Below are 15,352 nucleotides of genomic sequence, written 5' to 3' on the forward strand. Positions count from 1 at the left end.
GGAGGCGCAGATCACCCTCTTCGACGGCACAGGCGTCGGGCTCCAGGACCTCGCCGTGGCGGGCGCGGCCGTCCGGCGGGCCGAGGAATTCGGGCTGGCAATCGCCGTCGAGGTCTGAGCGCCGCCAGCGCGGGCGCGAAGTGTATGACCTGTGAGTCACAGGCGTCGCCTCAGGCGGCGCCTGTGGTCGTTCGTGGCGGACGGTAACCTTTTATTCCCGCCGCGATGTCTCGCCAGGGTATCACCCGAGACCCGCCCAATCATCGACAGAATCCGGGCCGCGCGGGCAATCTGCATCAAGACAAAACCTGAAGATGTGGTGAGACCCGTGACCAAGATTGACCAGATCGAGACGATGATCCTCGACATCCCGACCATTCGCGGTCACGTGCTGTCGATGGCCACGATGCGGACGCAGACCGCTGTCCTGGTCAAGGTCAAGTTCTCTGACGGATCCGAAGGCATTGGCGAGGGCACCACGATTGGCGGGCTCAGCTACGGGGCCGAAAGCCCCGAAAGCATCCAGTCCGCGATCGAAACCTACATGGCGCCGGCGCTGACCGGAAGGGACGGCAACGATGTGAACGGTGCCATCCAGTTGATTGACCGGCTGGTGAAAGGCAACCGCATCGCCAAGGCGGCGGTCGAGGGCGCGCTTTGGGACGGGCTAGGCAAACGCGTGAATGTCCCGTTGTCCCAGCTTTTCGGCGGCGCCGTGCATGACAAGCTTCCCGTCGCCTGGACCCTGGCCTCGGGCAATTCGGAAACCGACATCGCCGAGGCGCTGGAGATGATCGAGATCCGCCGCCACAACATCTTCAAGCTGAAGATCGGCAAGCGGTCGGTGCGCGACGACGTGGCCCATGTGGCGAGGATCAAGCAAGCCGTCGGTGACGCCGCCAGCGTGCGCGTCGATATCAACACCGCCTGGTCCTTGCAGGAGGCGCGCTGGGGCCTGAAGGGCCTGCAAGAGGCCGGCTGCGAACTGGTCGAGCAGCCGCTCCCCGCCCGCTATCGCAAGGCGATGGCCGAATTGGCCAGCGGCTATGAGATCGCCGTCATGGCGGACGAGGCGCTGAACGGTCCTGAGGACGCGCTTGAGGTCGCCGCAGCAAAGGCCGCCGACGTCTTTGCCGTCAAGGTCGCGCAGTCGGGCGGCCTCAAGCGCGCCTCCGAGGTGATCGCCATCGGGCAAGCCGCCGGGCTTGGCCTCTACGGCGGCACGATGCTGGAAACCGGGCTCGGCACCGCCGCCGCGCTGCAACTCTTCGCGACCGTGGAGACGCTGCGCTGGGGCACTGAGTTCTTCGGACCGCTGCTGCTGACCGACGACATTCTCGCAAACCCCGTCGTCTACCGCGACTTCTGCGTCGAAATCCCGCGTGGCCCGGGCATTGGGGCAACGCTCGATCCCGACAAGACCGATTTCTACCGCCGCGATCGCGGTCGGACCATGAAAGCCGTCGCCGGCAAGTAACCGGCGGCATCGCAGCAAACCCAGCCGACGCGCCGCACGGCGCGACACGGCAGCCAGGAGGAGGACCCCAATGTTCACACAATCCAATCTCGATGCATTCGAAGCGCGCATTGATGGCGCGATTCAGGACGACCCGGAGAACGGCATCTTCCGCTGCCGCCGCGACATCTTCACCGACGAAGAGCTGTTTGAACTTGAGATCAAGCACATCTTCGAGGGCAACTGGATCTACATGGCGCATGAAAGCCAGATCCCGAACCCGGGCGATTACTTCACGCTGACCATGGGCCGCACGCCCGTCGTCATCACCCGCGACAAGGACGGCGACCTGCACGCGCTGGTCAACGCCTGTTCGCACCGGGGCGCGCAGCTTTGCCGCTTCAAGCGCCGCAACCAGAAGACCTTTACCTGCCCGTTCCATGGCTGGACCTTCTCGAACACCGGCAAGCTCTTGAAGGTCAAGGATCCCAAGGGCGCGGGCTATCCCGAGCAGTTCAACCAGGACGGCAGCCATGACCTGACCAAGGTCGCGCGGTTCGAGAACTACCGCGGGTTCCTCTTCGGCTCGCTCAATGCCGATGTGAAGCCGCTGGAGGAATATCTGGGCGAGGCGCGCAAGATGATCGACATGATCGTCGACCAGGCAGACGAGGGGCTTGAGGTGCTGCGCGGGTCGTCCACCTACATCTATGATGGCAACTGGAAGCTTCAGGCCGAAAACGGCGCCGACGGCTACCACGTCTCGGCCGTGCACTGGAACTACGTCGCCACCACCGCACACCGCACCGAGGACGGCAAGGAAGACAACATCAAGGCGACCGACGCCTCCAAATGGGCCAAGCAGCGCGGCGGCTTCCACGCCTACGACAACGGCCACATCCTGCTGTGGACCGAGTGGGCCGACCCGACCAACCGCCCGAACTATCCGCGGCTTGCGGAATGGACGGAGAAGTACGGCAAGACCAAGGCCGAATGGATGGTGGGCGTGCTGCGCAACCTCTGCCTCTATCCCAACGTCTTCCTGATGGACCAGTTCTCGAGCCAGATCCGGGTCTTCCGCCCGGTCAGCGTCGACAAGACCGAGGTCACGATCTACTGCATCGCGCCGAAGGGCGAGAGCCAGGAGGTGCGCACCCGCCGCATCCGCCAGTACGAGGACTTCTTCAACGCCTCCGGCATGGCGACGCCGGATGACACCGAGGAATTCCGGGCGACCCAGCGCGGCTATGCCGGCGCGGCGCATGCCAAGTGGAACGACCTGACCCGCGGCGCCACCCAGTGGATCGAAGGTCCCGATGCCGACGCTACGGCCCTGGGCATCAACCCGGTCCTTTCCGGCGCCCGCACCGAGGACGAAGGCCTTTTCGTCATCCAGCATACCAACTGGTCGCAGCGCATGGCCGATGCCATTGCCAAGGAACGCCAGTCCGCCCCGGCCGCCCAGGTCGCGGCCGAGTGAGGAGACACCACAATGACCACCGCAACGCTTGACCGCCCCGCCACCGCCGCCTCGCTGACCTACGAGGAAATCCAGGCCTTCCTCTTTGCCGAGGTCCGCACCCTGGATGACCGTGACTGGGACACCTGGCTGACCTTTTACCACAAGGACTGCCCGTTCTGGATGCCGACCTGGGATGACGAGGACAAGCTGACCGAGGATCCGGCCAACGAGATGTCCCTGATGTACTACCCCAACAAGCAGGGGATCGAGGACCGCGTGTTCCGCATCAAGACCGACCGCTCCTCGGCCACGTCGCTGCCCGAGCCGCGCACCAATCACTACCTGTCGGGCATCGAGATCCTGAGCCGCGAAGGCACGCAGATCAAGCTGCGCTTCAACTGGCAGACGCTGAGCTACCGCTACGGCGCGACCGACCAGCACTGGGGGACGTCGTTCTACACCGTCGAGACCAGCGGCGGGAGGCCGCTGATCACCGACAAGAAGGTGGTGCTGAAGAACGATCACATCCACCACGTGATCGACGTCTACCACATCTGACCCCGCCCCGACGGACCGCCAACGAACCTCCGCGCACCGAACCTTCGGTGCGCGGCCAAGGGAGGAGCATGCCATGACGACCTACAACATCGCCTTGAACTTCGAAGATGGCGTGACCCGCGTCATCCAGTGCGACGACGACGAGAAGGTGACCGACGCCGCCTTCCGCCAGAAGATCAACCTGCCGATGGACTGCCGCGATGGTGTCTGCGGCACCTGCAAGTGCTTCGCCGAAAAGGGCGAGTACGAGCTGGAATTCTACATGGACGAGTCCATGTCGGACGAGGAGGCCGAACAGGGCTACGTCCTCACCTGCCAAATGGTCCCCGAAAGCGACTGCGTGCTGCGCGTTCCGGCCTCGTCCGCCGTCTGCAAGACCGCGCCCGAAGCCGTCGAAGGCGAAGTGCTTGGCGTGGACCAGCTGTCGGAAACGTCGTTCGGTCTGCGCATCAAGCCGGCAAAGCCCATCAACTTCCTGCCCGGCCAGTATGTGAATGTCACCGTCCCGGGCACCGGCACGCATCGTTCCTACTCTTTCTCTTCCGCGCCGGGCGCGGAGGAGGCGACGTTTCTCATCCGAAACCTGCCCGGCGGCGTGATGAGCAGCTACCTTGATAACCGGGCTCAACCCGGCGACGCGGTCACGCTGACCGGCCCGATGGGCGCCTTCTACCTGCGCCCGATCGAGCGCGCGCAGCTGTGGCTGGCAGGTGGTACGGGCCTGGCGCCCTTCCTGTCGATGCTGGAGCAGGTCGCAGAGACCGGCAGCGAGTACCCGATCACGCTCTTCTACGCCGTGACCCGCGCCGCGGATCTGGTGGAACTGGAGCGCGTGCAGCGCCTTGCCGAAAAGATCGGCAACGTCACGGTCATCACAATCCTGGCGGCCGCGGAAGAAGATCACGCGCGCAAGGGCTTCGTTACCGATCACCTGACCGCCGAGGATCTGGTGGACGGCGCCTGCGACGTCTATCTCTGCGGCCCGCCTCCGATGGTCGACGCCGTTCGCGCGCATTTCGGTAAGTTGGGCACGGAGCCCGCGAACTTCTACTACGAGAAGTTCAACCCGACCGAAGAGAAGGCGGCAGCATGAGCCGCCGCTTCGAAAACAAGGTCATGGTCGTGACCGGCGCGGCCCAGGGCATCGGCCGCCGCGTCGCCGAACGCGCGGCCGCCGAGGGGGCCCGCGTGCTGATCGTCGACCGCTCTCCGGCGCGCTCGGATGTCGTCAAGGCGATCCGCGCGGCGGGTGGGGTGGCGCAGGCGATCTCGGTCAACCTTGAGGCCTGGACCGGTTGCGAGAAGGCCATCCAGAAGGCCGTGGACCTCTGGGGCCGGATCGACATCCTGGTCAACAATGTCGGTGGCACGATCTGGGCCAAGCCCTACGAGTACTACGAGCCGCAGCAGATCGACGCCGAGGTGCGGCGGTCCCTTTTCCCGACGCTCTATTGCTGCCGGGCGGCCATCGAACACATGCTGCCCCAGGGAAGCGGTGTGGTCGTCAATGTCTCTTCCATCGCGACGCGGGGCCTCAATCGTGTGCCCTATGCGGCCGCCAAGGGCGGCGTGAACGCGATCACGGCGAGCCTTGCCTGGGAAGTGGCCGAACGCGGCATCCGCGTTGTCGCCACCGCGCCCGGCGGGACCGAGGCCCCGCCCCGCGTCGTGCCGCGCAACCCCAACGCGCAGCAGGAACAGCGTGAGGACTGGTACAAGACCATCGTCGATCAGACGATCCAGTCCTCGCTCATGAAACGCTACGGAACGCTCGACGAGCAGGTGGGACCGATCCTGTTCCTGGCGTCGGACGAAGCCTCCTACATCACTGGCCTCACGGTTCCGGTGGGTGGGGGGGACCTCGGATAGACCCTGAGGAGGGGTCATTAACCAACTGGAGGAGATCCAAAATGAAACGCGCTATCCTGGCGACCCTCGGGCTCGCCACCACCTTCGCTTTGCCGGCCGCGGCCGAGGACATCAAGGTTGGCCTGCTGCTGCCCTATTCGGGTGTCTACGCCGCGCTTGGCAACGACATCGACGCAGGCTTTGAACTGGGGCTCAAGCAGTTCGGCGCCGAAACCTCCGCAACCTTCGAGATCGTCCGCGAGGATACCGAGGTCAAGCCGCCGGTCGCGCTTGGCAAGGCCAAGAAGCTGATCCTTCAAGACAACGTCGACGTGGTCGCCGGCATCGTCTCGTCGGGCGTCCTGGGCGCCGTGCGCGACATGATCGACGGCGCCGGCGTTCCGCTGATCGTCGCCAACGCAGGGAACGACGAGGCTACCGGTGCCGACTGCTCGCCCTTCATCACACGCATGTCGTTTTCCAACGGGCAGGTGAACCGCCCGATGGGCAAATGGATGGCCGAGCAGGGCGTCAAGAAGGTGTTCACCCTGGCCCCCGACTACGCCGCCGGTCGCCAAATGATTGACGCCTTCGCTGCAAGCTTCACCGCCGCTGGCGGCGAGATCGTCGGGCAGGAGTTCACGCCGTTCCAGAAGACGCAGGACTTTGGCCCCTACCTCGCGACGGCCAAGGCAAGCGGCGCCGACGCGGTCTATGTCTTCTACGCCGGTGGCGAGGCCATTGCCTTCGTCAAGCAGTACGACAGCTTCGGGCTCAAGGCCGAACTGCCACTTTACGGCTCGGGCTTCCTGACCTCGCCGCTCTACGTCAACGCCGAAGGCCCGGCCGCCGAAGGCGTGATCACCGCGCTGCACTACGTTCCGACCATCGACAACGCCGAGAACCAGGCCTTCGCCGAGACCTTTACAGCGGCGACCGGCCGCGTGCCGTCGGAGTTTGCCGTCCAGGGCTACGACGCCGCCCGCGCGCTGATCGAGGCCACCAAGACCGGCGCGGCCGACCGCGAAACCCTGGCCAGCGCCCTGCGGCAGGTCAGCTTCGACGGCCCCCGCGGCACGACCTCGATCGATCCGGCCACCAACAACGTGGTGCAGCCGATCTACGTCTACGAAACCGTCGCGGGCGATAACGGCCTGACCCAAAAGGTCGTGGCCCAATTGCCGGCGGAAGCCGATCCGGTCAACGGCTGCCAGATGGCGCCTGTCACCAACTGACCCAACAAGGCCCGACCGTCGCACGCGGCCGGGCCTATTCCGAAGGGAGGACCTGGCAATGGCACATGATCTCGGCTTCTGGACGCTTCAGGCGCTCAACGCGTTGCAGCTCTCGATGCTTCTCTTTCTGCTTTCCATCGGCCTGACGGTCATCTTCGGGCTGATGCATTTCGTGAACCTCGCGCATGGCTCGCTCTACGCGCTCGGCGCCTATTTCGCGGCCTCTCTGGCGGCGGTGGGCGGCTACTGGACGGGGTTCTTCCTGGCGCCGGTTGCTGTCGCGGGGGTGGGCATCCTGCTCTACTCGGGCCTGATCAAGCGGATGCGCAAGTCCGGTTCGATGGCGCAGGTTCTGGTCACCTTCGGCCTGATCTTCGCGCTTCTGGACCTGACACGCATCTTCTGGGGCGACCTTGCGCTTGCCATCGAGGTACCCGCGCTGCTTGATGGCCGGCTGGGTTTCCTCGGCGTCGAGTATCCGACGTACCGGCTGTTCATCATTGCACTCGGCCTCGCGATCTTCGGCGCGCTGGCCTTCGTTCTCGGCCGCACCCAGATCGGCGCGATGATCCGTGCAGGGGTCGACAATGACGCCATGGCCGCCTGTCTAGGCATCAACGTCGAGCGGCTGTTCTTCATCGTCTTCTGCGTGGGCTGTGCCTTGGCGGGACTGGCGGGCGCGGTCGCTGCACCGCTCTTGAGCGTCACGCCCGACATGGGGCTTCAGATACTGATCCCGACGCTGATCGTGATCGTGATCGGCGGGTTGGGCTCGCTCAAGGGCGCCATTGCCGGGTCTCTGATCTATGGCTTCGTGCAGACCTTTGGTGCCGTGCTGGCGCCGCAGCTCGCCTCCGTCCTCATCTACGCCCTGCTGGCTGCGGTCCTCGTGATCAAACCCGTGGGCCTATTCCCGGCGAAAGGATAAGTCGATGTTTCGTCACAACACACTTCGCTATGCCGTTCTGATCTTTTTGGCCGGTGCCGCTCTGTTCCAGGCCCTCACCGCCGGTTATTTCGGGCTTGAGATCCTGACTGAGATCCTGGTTCTGGCCATCCTCGTGCTGGCCCTCGACATCGTCGCGGGATTTGGTGGCATGGTCTCGCTCTGTCACGGCGCCCTTGCGGGCGTCGGCGCCTATGCCTACGCGCTGCTTTCCGCCAAGGCGGGCATCGCGCCGCCCGTGGCCATGGCCGGGGCTGTCGCCGTGACCGGCGCGGCCGGGTGGATCATCGGCGCGGTCTGCTCGCGCAGCCATGGCATATACTTCATCATGGCGACGCTTGCCTTCGGTCAGATGGCCTATTCCTATGTGTTCGAGGCACCGGTCTTCGGCGGGGACGACGGCCTTGGCGGGATCGAGCGGCTGGACCTGAGCCTGATCGGCCTCGACCTGAATGACAGCCGCACCTTTGCCCTGTTCTGCCTTGCCCTGCTGGGCGCGGTCTACGGCGCGGCGGTGCTGATCCTGCGGTCGGGGCTTGGGCGGTCATTGTCCGGCGTCATGCATAACGAACAGCGGATGCGCGCGCTTGGCCTGACCGTCTGGCGGGTCAAGGCCGATGTCTTCGGCCTCTCGGGCATGATCGCCGGCCTCGCGGGCGTGCTGGCCGCGCAGCATGTCATGTTTATCTCGCCGGGGCTGCTGGGCTGGACCGTCTCAGGCGAGGCCCTGGTCGTGGTGATCCTGGGCGGGCTGGGCACGTTGGTCGGCCCGCTGGTGGGCGCGGCCGCCTTCGTCGTGCTGAAACATGAGCTGAGTGCTGTGACGACCTACTGGCACCTCGTTGTCGGTGTGATCCTGATCGCCGTCGTGATCAGTCGCGCCAACGGCATCTTCGGTTGGGTCGAGGCCCGCTGGGGCGCACGGATCGAACGCCGCGTGGCGGACGCCACGCGCAAGCAGCAGCCCGGGGAGGTGGCACGCGATGCTTGAGACACGCAATCTGGACAAGAGCTTTGGCGCCGTCCACGTCACACGCAATGTGTCGCTGAAACTGGAACGTGGTGAGCGCCGCGTGATCCTGGGACCGAATGGCGCGGGCAAGACCACGCTCTTCAACCAACTGGTGGGCGAACTGACGCCGGACAGCGGCTCGGTCCATCTCGCGGGGGAAGATGTAACCGCGCTGCCCGTGGCAAAGCGCGCGCGCCGGGGTCTGTCGCGCAGCTACCAGAAGAACACACTGTTCGACGGCCTGACGGTAGAGGAAAACCTTGGCCTCGCGGCGGCTGTCCACACCGGCCACGCGACGCAACTCTGGTCTGACAGCCTTGCCAAATCCGAGGTGCGCGAGATCGTCGCCGAGGTGGCCGAACAGGTCAACCTGATGCCCTTCCTGCACGCCAAGGTGTCGGAGATCAGCTATGGCGTCCGTCGACAGCTGGAGGTCGGCGTCGCCTTGGCTACCCGTCCGCTGGTCCTGCTGATGGACGAACCCACCAGCGGGGTGGGGCCGGAGATGTCCAAGGGCTTCCACGACCTTCTGAACAACCTGCCGCGCGATCTGACCATGTTGATCATCGAGCATGACATGGACCTCGCCTTCGACGTGGCCGACACGATCACCGTGCTGAACTACGGCGAGGTGGTGTTCGACGGTCTGCCGGAAGAAGCGCGCGGCTCGACGCTCTTGAAGGAGATCTATCTGGGGAGTTGGGAAAATGCTTGAACTTAGCGCTGTTCAGTCCGGCTACGGCGAGACACAGGTCCTCTACGGCCTCTCGCTGGAGGCGAAACAGGGTCGAGTGCTGGCGATCCTCGGCCGCAATGGTGCGGGCAAGTCCACGACGCTCAAGACGATCATGGGGCTCTTGCCGCTGAAATCGGGCGAGATCGTCTTTGACGGCAAACCCATCGCCAGCCGCCCCTTCGACGTCGCCAAGAGCGGCATCGCCTATGTGCCCGAGACGCGAGACATCTTTCCGTCCCTGACCGTGCGCGAAAACCTGGAGATCGCCGCCAAGCGCTTTGGCGCGGCAGGATCCGGCTGGACGATGGCCCGGGTGCTGGAGCTCTTCCCACGCCTAGGCGAGCGGCTGGACAATGGCGGCACGCAGCTGTCAGGCGGCGAACAGCAGATGCTTGCGATTGCGCGGGCGCTTCTGATGAACCCGCGGCTGCTGATCCTCGACGAGCCGACCGAGGGGCTCGCCCCGATTATCGTCAAGCTGATCCACGACAAGCTTAACGAACTAAAGACGGAGGGGCTGTCGATGATCATCGTCGAGCAGAACTTCGGCTTTGCCACCTCGCTTGCCGATGATGTCGTCGTCGTCGGCAGGGGGCAAGTCGTCTGGACGGGCAGCGCGGAAGAGATCCGGGCCGATCAGGCGGCGCAACACACCTGGCTGGGCGTCTGATCAGGGTGAACGAGGGCAGCGTGCGCGCGGATCTTGCACCGGGAAGGCGGCCGAGGATCCTGCTTCTGCAGGGGCCGAACATGAATTGGCTTGGCAAGCGTCAGCCCGAACTCTACGGCCAGACCTCGGCTCTTGAACTGGATGAGATCTGCCGCGCCCATGCCCGAAGGACCGGATATGATCTGGAGATTTTCTATACAAACTCGGAGGGTGCGGCCCTCGATCAGATCTATGCGCTGCTGGAACGGGACGCACTGGACGGCCTCGTGATGAACCCTGCCGCCTGGTCCATCGGGGGCGGATCATCCCTGCGGTTCTGCCTGATGAGCATCGACCGTCCCTACATCGAGGTTCATATCCGAAACCAATACAAGATGCACAATGTCTCGACGCTCGCCGATCTTGCGGACGGCGTGATCCAGGGCCTGGGCGTTGACAGCTACTTTCTGGCTCTCGACGGCATGTTCCGACTTCTGAACGCGCGCCAAACCGCCTGAAATCATTTCCTGATCGGGCTCTTTCGCGCGACTTTCTGCGCCACGGTCACAAAATTCTTCACGTGCACGCCTTGCTCGTCCAGGCGGTAGTTCAAGGACAATTCGGTCCGGGCGATCTCGGGTTCGATGTTGAGGAATTTCATGCCTTTTCGGGGAGCGCTCGCAACCGATTCCGGAACGACGCAAACACCTTCCCCGACGGCGACCAGGCTGAGCGCTGTCTGAAGATCCATACACCAGATCCGCAAAGGCGCGGTGAACCCGGCATCCTCGATGGCCCTCAGCACCATGTCGGCGTAGCTGGGCCGGGGGCGCTCCGGGTACAAGATCAGGTTATGGGTTTCCAGTCGTTCAAGTTTCGCGACGGTCCGAGTGCCGGTATCCACGATGTCCGGCAGGGCCAAGATCAGCCGTTCTTCCATCAGGTGTTTTGACAGGAACTCGGGATCCTTCAGCGTTGGCCGGGCAAAGGCAACGTCGAGTTCGCGCGAGACGAGGGCTCTGTGCAGCTCGGCGTTGTTCATGGGCACAAGGCTCATGTTCACCTCTGGGTAATTCGCGCGATAGGATTTGATGATGTTGGGCAAGATCCCGAAGGTCGCGGAGCCGACGAAACCGATCCTGAGCCGCCCCTCTGCGCCTTGCCCCAGACGGCGCACTTCAAGCTTCGTATCTTCCATCTGCGCAAGGATGGCCTTGCCGCGTTGGAGCAGGCGCTCGCCGGCCTGCGTCAGCGAGATTGCGCTGCGGCCTCTGTTGAAAAGAACCGCTTCAAGCTCATCTTCCAACTGCTTGATCTGCCGGCTGAGTGGGGGCTGGGCCATGTCCAGCCGTTCCGCGGCACGCCCGAAATGCAGTTCCTCGGCGACCGCGATGAAGTAGGTCAGCTGCTTGAAGTTCATTCATGCCTCCCCCAGTGACTTTACGTTATGCGATTGCGCAAAGTGAAAAAAGGCCCCCGTGGATACGGGGGCCAAGTCTCAGGGAGGTATTGGGGATCACTCGGCGGCAAGAGCGTTTGCGCCAGCCTCGGATTTGAGCACGAAGTCGAATTCGAAGTGCAGGTCGGTGCCCAGCTCCTTCGGTGCGGGCTTGAATTTGCCGATCAGGCTTTCCTTGACGGCGAAGACGCTGTCGTCTTCGAGCCACTTGCTGTCCGCGTCGTAAATCTGGCTGATCAGCGGGCGGTAGCCGTCCTTCGAGATGATGAAGTGCATGTGGCCGGGGCGGTTCGGGTGGTGGCCCATGTAGCGCAGCAACTCGCCGGCGGTCTCGTCCTCGGGGATCGGGTAGGGCACGGGGCGCACCGCGACGAAGGCATAGTGCCCGTTCTCGTCGGTCTCGAAGCGGCCGCGCAGGTTGTATTCCGGCTGGTCGGGGTCGAGGTTCTCGTAGATCCCGTTGGGGGCATCTTCCCAGACGTCGAGCGTTACGCCAGGAATGCCGCGGCCGTTCTCGTCCTTGATATAGCCCTCGTAATAGGCGGTTTCCTCGTTGTCGTAGTGCTTCTGGATGGTCGAACCGCCTTTCGGCAGGACCGGCGGGTTCTCGCGGTAGAACGGCCCGAGCACCGTCGACTCGCTTGCCGAACCTTCGACCGGATTGGTCATCATGTCGACCAGCACCTCGATGCCGATGATGTCGGACAGCAGGATGAACTCCTGGCGGTTCTCGTTGCAGAGCTTGCCGGCGCGCGCAAGGTAATCGCAGGCGGCGAGGAATTCGGAGTGCTGCAACTTCACGTCCTTGATGAAGCCGTGCATGTGCTTGATCAGCGAGGTCATGATCTCGCGCTGGCGGTCGGTGATGTCGCCATGCTTGCCGAGGCTCGCGGTCACGACGTCGGTGATGTTGTCTTGGTTGACGATGCCCATGGGTAATCCTCCTCCTGGCAATCTGGTATCCGGTCACGAGAAGCCTTGCCGCCCCTCGTCGTGTGATAGGTGTCGCCGAATCCTTGCCCTCGCCCAATGCCCGTTGCGGTATCGGGTGATACTTGCGCTGGCGCGGGCCTTATTGATCTGGGGGATTCACGAGTTTCGATCCGTCGCTTCGAAGAGCAACTGGTCAGAGTATCGCCCCATACCCTGCCCGGCATGGCACCAAGACCCGCGCCCATGGCACCAAGACCGAGCCATTTTGAACGCAGGGAGGCAGAGGTGATCGAAACCTTCAAACATATCCAGTCAAGCCTTGAGGCGATGCCGCACTTGCTGCGCCTTGGCCGGCTGTTTTCCGAAACCGTTCTGATCGAGATCGATGGCAACGAATTCTACCTTTCCTTCGAAAAGGGGCACCTTGTCTCGGTCGTCGAAGGGCCCAGCCGCAAGACCCCCTGGCGCTTTGCCCTGCGCACGGACGCCGACTCGCTCAACAAGTTCTGGCAGGCGCGTCCCGAACCGGGCTTTCACGACATTTTCGGGCTGGTGAAGATCGGACGCGGACGGATCGACGGAGACATCCTGAGCCTGGTCAAGAACCTGCGCTTCTTCAAGGAAGTGTTGACCCTTGCCCGCGCGAAAGAGGAGCTTGTAGCATGACCATCGAACCCATCACCGGCCGCTATGTCACTGTCACGATCGACGGCGCACCGCGGCGCATCTATTTCGAAGAGGCAGGGCAGGGGCGCCCCGTCCTTTGCCTGCACACCGCCGGCGCCGATACCCGCCAGTGGCGTCACCTGATGAACGATGCCGGGATCACCGCATCGAACCGCCTGATCGCGTTCGACATGCCGTGGCACGGGAAATCGCTGCCGCCCGAGGGCTTCGAGACCCAGGAATACCTGCTGACCACCGAGGCCTACATCGAGACGGTGCTGGCGGTGATCGACGGGCTTGGCCTTGACCGGCCGGTGCTGGCCGGATGTTCCATGGGGGGGCGCATCGCGCTGCAACTGGCGGCGCTGCATGCCGACAAGTTCAGCGGGTTCATCGCCATCGAGGCCTCGGATTTCCAACCGGCCTGGTACGACATCGACTGGTTCCACCGTCCCGACGCCCATGGTGGCGAAATGGGTGCGGCCCTGGTCTCGGCCAATATCTCGCCCTACGCGCCCAAGACCGAGCGCTGGAATACGCTCTGGATGTTCATGCAGAGCGGCCCGGGCGTCTTCCGCGGCGATCTGAGCTTTTACACCAGGGATGACAGCCTGATCCCGCGCCTTCCCACGATCGATACGCGGCGGACGCCGGTGCACATCATCGTCGGCGCCTATGACCTGACCTGCACGCCCGAAGACGCGGCGCGCACGGCAAAGGCCATCCCCGGCGCCACCCTGGCGGTCATGGGCGAGCTTGGCCATTTCCCGATGAGCGAACACCCCGAGGGCTTCCGTCCCTTCTTCGTGGAAGCGCTGGAAAAGATGCCGAGGCCCACAGCCAAGGCCGCCTGACCATTCAACCACTGCACCGGAGGAGGAGCCATGTGCAAGAATGCCAACAATCCATGCCCGGGATGCAAGAAGCACAAGGAGGCGGATGCCGCCTGGATGTTCTTCACCGATGAAGAGCGGCGGGCTGTAGAGCAATTGAGCAAGGCGCCGCCCTTCGCGGATGCGCATGCCTGACAGATCACAGACACCGGCACTCCGGCCGAACGCCGGAGTGTCCAACACGGAATTCGATCATGACCAACCCCTGCATCATCTGCGTGGCGATCACGGGCAGCCTGCCCACGAAAGCCAACAACCCCGCTGTTCCGATCAGCGTTTCGGAACAGGTGGAATCGACCCAGGAGGCTTTCGAGGCCGGGGCCACCATCGTTCATGCCCATGTGCGCAACGATGACCAGACGCCCTCGTCTGACCCCGAGAAATTCGCCGCCCTGAAGGAGGGGATCGCGAAACACTGCCCCGGCATGATCATCCAGTTCTCGACCGGGGGCCGGTCGGGCGCTGGCCAGACGCGCGGCGGGATGCTGCCGCTGAGGCCGGACATGGCGTCGCTGTCGGTGGGATCGAACAACTTTCCGACCCGCGTCTACGAGAACCCGCCCGATCTGGTCGATTGGCTGGCCGGCGAGATGCTGAAATACGACGTCAAGCCGGAAGTCGAAGCCTTCGACCTGAGCCATATCCTGAAAGCCAGGGACATGGCCGACAAGGGCCAGTTGGCGGGCACGCCCTACATCCAGTTCGTGATGGGCGTGAAGAACGCGATGCCGGTCGATCGCGATGTGTTCGACTACTACATCCACACCGTGCGCCGCCTGTTCGGTCCCGATGCGCCCTGGTGCGCAGCGGGGATCGGCTCCAATCAACTGACGCTGAACGAATGGGCCATCGCCGCGGGCGGTCATGCCCGCACTGGGTTGGAGGACAATGTCCGCCTTGACCGCGACACGCTCGCCCCCAGCAACGCCGCACTGGTGCGCCGGGCCGTGGAGATTTGCGACAGGAACAATCGCCCGGTGGCCAGTTGGCAAGAGGCGCGCCGCATTCTCGGCCTGCGCCTGACCTAGGTGTTTGATCCCATGGTTTGATGGTGCGATCCATTGGCGGGAATGGAAGGAAGCATTATGGGAAAGCTACGTCACCGCAGCGCCACGACCACGCACGCCATTAGAGCTGCAATACAGCGATCGCAGGCTTCGACCGCAGCGCTGAGCCGGGAACAGACGGTTACTACCTCTGACCGAGCTTGACGTCCTTTTATGACTGAGTGCGGGATGGATACCCCATCACTTGTCATCATCGACAAGTCCACGCTCGCTTTGTCGAAGTATTCGTAGACACGCCGCACCTCACCGTCGCGATTGATGCCGATGTAATGGCCTCGGTAGGTGGATGATTTCGCCATCGTGTTTGACCTGCCACGGGATTTTTCCTCCACCTGCGATTAGAGTCCGACCCAACGAAGGGACGGACGATGAAGCGAACGAGATACAGCGACGAGCAGATCATCGGCATTCTGGCCGAGCATGAGGCAGGCG

At 63.7% G+C, this 15,352-nt stretch carries 17 protein-coding genes and 2 pseudogenes; 17 read left to right on the forward strand and 2 right to left on the reverse strand.

What is annotated here, in order from left to right; genetic code table 11:
* The 12 genes and pseudogenes from OE647_RS19300 to OE647_RS19355 all read left to right on the forward strand — a co-directional run.
* Positions 1-118, forward strand: a pseudogene (locus OE647_RS19300) (ornithine cyclodeaminase family protein); the annotation flags it as partial.
* 210 nt (positions 119-328) lie between these two features.
* A complete protein-coding gene (locus tag OE647_RS19305) occupies positions 329-1,477 on the forward strand; it encodes a muconate/chloromuconate family cycloisomerase (protein ID WP_318527974.1) in 1,149 nt (382 codons plus the stop codon).
* A 70-nt stretch (positions 1,478-1,547) separates the two neighbouring features.
* Entirely contained in the window at positions 1,548-2,936 is a 1,389-nt protein-coding gene (gene benA / locus OE647_RS19310) for a benzoate 1,2-dioxygenase large subunit (protein WP_263723413.1), read from the forward strand.
* Between the two features lie 12 nt (positions 2,937-2,948).
* On the forward strand, positions 2,949-3,476 hold the full coding sequence (gene benB / locus OE647_RS19315; protein ID WP_263723414.1) for a benzoate 1,2-dioxygenase small subunit: 528 nt from the start codon (positions 2,949-2,951) through the stop codon (positions 3,474-3,476).
* A 73-nt stretch (positions 3,477-3,549) separates the two neighbouring features.
* Entirely contained in the window at positions 3,550-4,569 is a 1,020-nt protein-coding gene (gene benC / locus OE647_RS19320; RefSeq protein WP_263723415.1) for a benzoate 1,2-dioxygenase electron transfer component BenC, read from the forward strand.
* The gene (benD, locus tag OE647_RS19325; protein WP_263723416.1) at positions 4,566-5,345 is read left to right on the forward strand and encodes a benzoate diol dehydrogenase BenD; all 780 of its coding nucleotides are present in this window, start codon (positions 4,566-4,568) and stop codon (positions 5,343-5,345) included. Before benC ends, benD begins: the two co-directional genes overlap by 4 nt.
* 41 nt (positions 5,346-5,386) lie before the next feature.
* Positions 5,387-6,559 (forward strand): ABC transporter substrate-binding protein, encoded by a 1,173-nt coding sequence (locus OE647_RS19330; RefSeq protein ID WP_263723417.1) that lies wholly within the window; start codon positions 5,387-5,389, stop codon positions 6,557-6,559.
* Between the two features lie 58 nt (positions 6,560-6,617).
* Positions 6,618-7,487, forward strand: a complete 870-nt coding sequence (locus OE647_RS19335) for a branched-chain amino acid ABC transporter permease (protein WP_263723418.1) — start codon at positions 6,618-6,620, stop codon at positions 7,485-7,487.
* 4 nt (positions 7,488-7,491) lie between these two features.
* Positions 7,492-8,496, forward strand: a complete 1,005-nt coding sequence (locus tag OE647_RS19340; RefSeq protein ID WP_263723419.1) for a branched-chain amino acid ABC transporter permease — start codon at positions 7,492-7,494, stop codon at positions 8,494-8,496.
* Positions 8,489-9,232 carry an ABC transporter ATP-binding protein gene (locus OE647_RS19345; RefSeq protein WP_263723420.1) on the forward strand — a complete coding sequence of 248 codons (744 nt, stop codon included), beginning with the start codon at positions 8,489-8,491 and terminating at the stop codon, positions 9,230-9,232. The genes OE647_RS19340 and OE647_RS19345 overlap by 8 nt, the downstream gene beginning before the upstream one ends.
* A complete protein-coding gene (locus OE647_RS19350) occupies positions 9,225-9,923 on the forward strand; it encodes an ABC transporter ATP-binding protein (protein WP_263723422.1) in 699 nt (232 codons plus the stop codon). The genes OE647_RS19345 and OE647_RS19350 overlap by 8 nt, the downstream gene beginning before the upstream one ends.
* A 20-nt stretch (positions 9,924-9,943) precedes the next feature.
* Entirely contained in the window at positions 9,944-10,420 is a 477-nt protein-coding gene (locus OE647_RS19355) for a type II 3-dehydroquinate dehydratase (protein WP_263723423.1), read from the forward strand.
* Between the two features lie 2 nt (positions 10,421-10,422).
* Here OE647_RS19355 and OE647_RS19360 read toward each other — a convergent pair whose 3' ends face one another.
* Both OE647_RS19360 and OE647_RS19365 read right to left on the reverse strand, forming a co-directional pair.
* Complete coding sequence (locus OE647_RS19360) at positions 10,423-11,322, reverse strand: LysR family transcriptional regulator (RefSeq protein WP_263723424.1); 900 nt, start codon at positions 11,320-11,322, stop codon at positions 10,423-10,425.
* A 96-nt stretch (positions 11,323-11,418) separates the two neighbouring features.
* Positions 11,419-12,294 carry a dioxygenase family protein gene (locus OE647_RS19365; protein ID WP_263723425.1) on the reverse strand — a complete coding sequence of 292 codons (876 nt, stop codon included), beginning with the start codon at positions 12,292-12,294 and terminating at the stop codon, positions 11,419-11,421.
* 285 nt (positions 12,295-12,579) lie between these two features.
* Here OE647_RS19365 and OE647_RS19370 point away from each other — a divergent pair, with 285 nt between their 5' ends.
* The 5 genes and pseudogenes from OE647_RS19370 to OE647_RS20260 form a co-directional block, all read left to right on the forward strand.
* Positions 12,580-12,960 (forward strand): hypothetical protein, encoded by a 381-nt coding sequence (locus tag OE647_RS19370; protein ID WP_263723426.1) that lies wholly within the window; start codon positions 12,580-12,582, stop codon positions 12,958-12,960.
* Complete coding sequence (locus OE647_RS19375; protein WP_263723427.1) at positions 12,957-13,814, forward strand: alpha/beta fold hydrolase; 858 nt, start codon at positions 12,957-12,959, stop codon at positions 13,812-13,814. The genes OE647_RS19370 and OE647_RS19375 overlap by 4 nt, the downstream gene beginning before the upstream one ends.
* 30 nt (positions 13,815-13,844) lie before the next feature.
* On the forward strand, positions 13,845-13,988 hold the full coding sequence (locus OE647_RS19380; protein ID WP_263723428.1) for a DUF1289 domain-containing protein: 144 nt from the start codon (positions 13,845-13,847) through the stop codon (positions 13,986-13,988).
* 59 nt (positions 13,989-14,047) lie between these two features.
* The gene (locus tag OE647_RS19385) at positions 14,048-14,881 is read left to right on the forward strand and encodes a beta-keto acid cleavage family enzyme (protein WP_263723429.1); all 834 of its coding nucleotides are present in this window, start codon (positions 14,048-14,050) and stop codon (positions 14,879-14,881) included.
* Positions 14,882-14,938: 57 nt separating this feature from the next.
* Positions 14,939-15,034 (forward strand): annotated as a pseudogene (locus tag OE647_RS20260) (IS481 family transposase); the annotation flags it as partial.
* Positions 15,035-15,352 lie beyond the last annotated feature (318 nt).

Source organism: Albidovulum sediminicola (assembly GCF_025751575.1).
Classification (GTDB): domain Bacteria; phylum Pseudomonadota; class Alphaproteobacteria; order Rhodobacterales; family Rhodobacteraceae; genus Albidovulum; species Albidovulum sediminicola.